This window comes from Variovorax sp. P4_D9 (assembly GCF_056401695.1).
Window position 1 is genome coordinate 1 of sequence record NZ_JBFUIU010001033.1, and the last position, 2,738, is coordinate 2,738.

Annotated in this window: 3 protein-coding genes; 2 read left to right on the top strand and 1 reads right to left on the bottom strand. The window is 66.7% G+C overall.

The window, feature by feature from the left end:
* The coding region (locus tag AC1DY5_RS50445; protein WP_478121817.1) for an FAD-binding oxidoreductase at window positions 1–618 on the top strand (618 nt) is incomplete at its 5' end.
* Between the two features lie 30 nt (window positions 619–648).
* Here the strand turns inward: AC1DY5_RS50445 and AC1DY5_RS50450 are convergent.
* Window positions 649–1,266, bottom strand: coding sequence for a DJ-1/PfpI family protein (locus tag AC1DY5_RS50450; protein WP_478121818.1), 618 nt, complete (start codon window positions 1,264–1,266; stop codon window positions 649–651).
* Between the two features lie 388 nt (window positions 1,267–1,654).
* Here AC1DY5_RS50450 and AC1DY5_RS50455 point away from each other — a divergent pair.
* Window positions 1,655–2,738, top strand: a 1,084-nt coding sequence (locus AC1DY5_RS50455) for a glycosyltransferase family 39 protein (protein WP_478121819.1), incomplete at its 3' end; no start/stop codon positions are given.

The window sequence follows — 2,738 nt, forward strand, 5'->3', positions numbered from 1 at the left end:
GTGCAGATGGATGCCTGCATCCGCCACTCGAAGCTCGACGAATTCGAGGCACGGCCCACGCTGTTCGTCGAGTTCCACGGCAGCGAATCGGCGGTGGCCGAGCAGGTGGGCATGGTGCAAGGCCTCGCCATCGACAACGGTGGCAGCGGGTTTCGCTATGCCGACCGGCCCGAGGACCGCTCGCGCCTGTGGAAGGCCCGCCACTCGTGCTACCACGCCAACCTGGCGATGCATCCGGGTTGGAGTTCGATGGGCACCGACGCCTGCGTCCCGATCTCGGCACTGGTCGAATGCATCACGGAAACGGAGGCCGATATCCGGGACAGCGGGCTCTGCGCCCCGATCGTCGGCCACGTGGGCGATGGCAACTTCCACCTCGGGATCATCTACGACGACAGCGATCGCGCTGCGCGCGCCAGGGCCGAGGCGCTGGCCGAGCGCGTCGCCCTGCGCGCCATCCGGATGGGCGGCACCTGCACCGGCGAGCACGGTGTCGGCTTGCACCGGATGGGCCAGATCGAAGTCGAACACGGCGAGGCGATCGCGCTGATGCGCGACGTCAAGCGTGCCCTCGACCCGCTGGGCATCATGAATCCGGGAAAGATGCTGCGCATGTGATCGCCGCGATGGAATCGACAACCACCGAGTTCACGTAGAGGCAGGCGTGGCTTCCAGGAAAGGCGTGATGTTTCGCATCGCGCGCGAGACGTAGTCTTCCTTTTCTCCCACGGGCGCGACGTAGTGCATCGCGCTCCGGGCCGCCTCGAGGCCCACCAGGCGGGCAATGACCCAGGCGGCCAGATATTGCGACGCCAGRCAGCCGCCCGCGGTTGCCACGTTGCCTCTGGCAACGAAAGGCTGGTTCAGCACGGCGACGCCGGCCGCTTCGACCCAGGGCCGGGTCGTCAGGTCGGTACACGCCGGGACACCGTCGAGCAGCCCCAGCTTGGCCAGTACGAGCGTGCCGGAGCACTGGGCGCCCAGCAGTTGCCGAGAGGGGTCGAGCTGCAATTGAGCCATCAACGCCGCATCGGCGACGACCTCCCGCGTCTGCATGCCGCTGCCGACGATGACCGCGTCGGCCGCACCGGCCTCGCGAATCGATGCCTGCGCTTCGAGCACCACGCCGTTCATCGATCGGACGCGCGCGGTCGGACTGGCGATCGATACCCGCCAGTCCGGTCCCTTGACGCGGTTGAGGATGCCTAGCGCGATGAGCGAGTCGAGCTCGTTGAAGCCCTCGAAGGTAAGGATGGCGATGTGCATGGTGTCGGTGAAGCCGTGGCAGCTTGGATGGCGATGGCAGATCGTAGACGCACGATCAGCCAGCGCGCAGGGCCGGCCAGTCACAATTGCGAACGGATGCATCGACCTTCACGACAACTTTTGGTCTACCCGGCGGTGGATTCGGACGCCTTTTCGCCGTACTGGCGGAGACGATGCCCCAACGAGCGGGAACTCGTCCGTGACAATCAGGCCACAATATCGGCCGGAATACGTTGCCGTTCGGGCACCGCGTTGGTCATTCTGGTTGCGCTCGAACTTATTCGCCTAGTAGTCTCATGCCGTTGAAAATCTTCAGTGCCCCTGGTCGGGTGCATGCATCGTCGTCGGGTTCCAGTTCTTGTGCCGGTCGAGGCAGCGTGATCCGTTGATGCCCTCGCCGACCGTCTCCTATCCAACCGATCGACCCCCGCTGGCTGAAGGCGGCCGGGCGATCGCGTGGCTGATCGCCGGCGTCACGCTGCTTCGCCTGTTGCTGGCCGCGTACGCGCCGCTGACGCCCCAAGAAGCGTATTACTGGACCTGGAGCCGCTTTCCGGACTGGTCCTATTTCGATCATCCGCCGCTGGCCAGCTATGGCATCGCCTTGACGACGACACTGCTGGGCCAGACCGCGTTCGGCATCAAGGCCGCGGCGGTGCTGTGGTCGCTGGGCTGGAATCTGCTGTGGGCCCGCCTCGTGCTGGACATGTTCGACGATCGACGGCTGGCGTTCTGGGCGGTGCTCGCGCTCAACTTGACGCTCCTGTACGAACTGTATGGCTTCGGCCCGACACCGGACGGGCCGCTGCTGTTCGGCTGGATCGGCACGATCTGGGCCGTCTGGCGAGCCAGCCGGAGCGGCGACGGGCGGTGGTGGTATGCGGCCGGCGTCTTCATGGGCCTCAGCTGGCTCGGCAAGTATTCGGGCGTCCTGCTGTTGCCCGTCGTCGGCCTGTACCTGCTGGCGGTTCCGGCTCAGTGGCACTGGCTGCGACGGCCGCAGCCCTACCTGGCAGCGCTGCTGGCGCTGCTGATCTTCTCGCCGGTCCTGGTGTGGAACGCGCAGCACGAATGGGTGTCCCTGGCTTTCCAGAGCGGTCGGCGCTTCGAGTCGATGGGCGGCCTGAAGCCGCGCTTCTTCGGGCTCCTGCTGGCCACCCAGTTCCTGCTGCTGTCGCCGTACCTGTTCGCGCTGTCGCTCGGCGCCGCCTGGCGCGGATTGCGGGCCTGGTTCGCCCGCCGCATCGAGCCCCGCGAATTGCTGCTGCTGCTGAGTGCGCTGATTCCGCTGCTGCTTTTCGTCGCAGTCAGCTTCCGCACGAACTCGAAGGTCAACTGGCTGCTTCCGGCCTGGTGGTCGCTGGTCATCCTCGGCATACGCCATTCGCTGGCCGGCCCGGGCAGCGGGCGAAGGCGCGCCCTCGGGCTGGCGTCGTCGGCGCTGTTGCTGGCGGCGGGCATCGGGGCGTCGG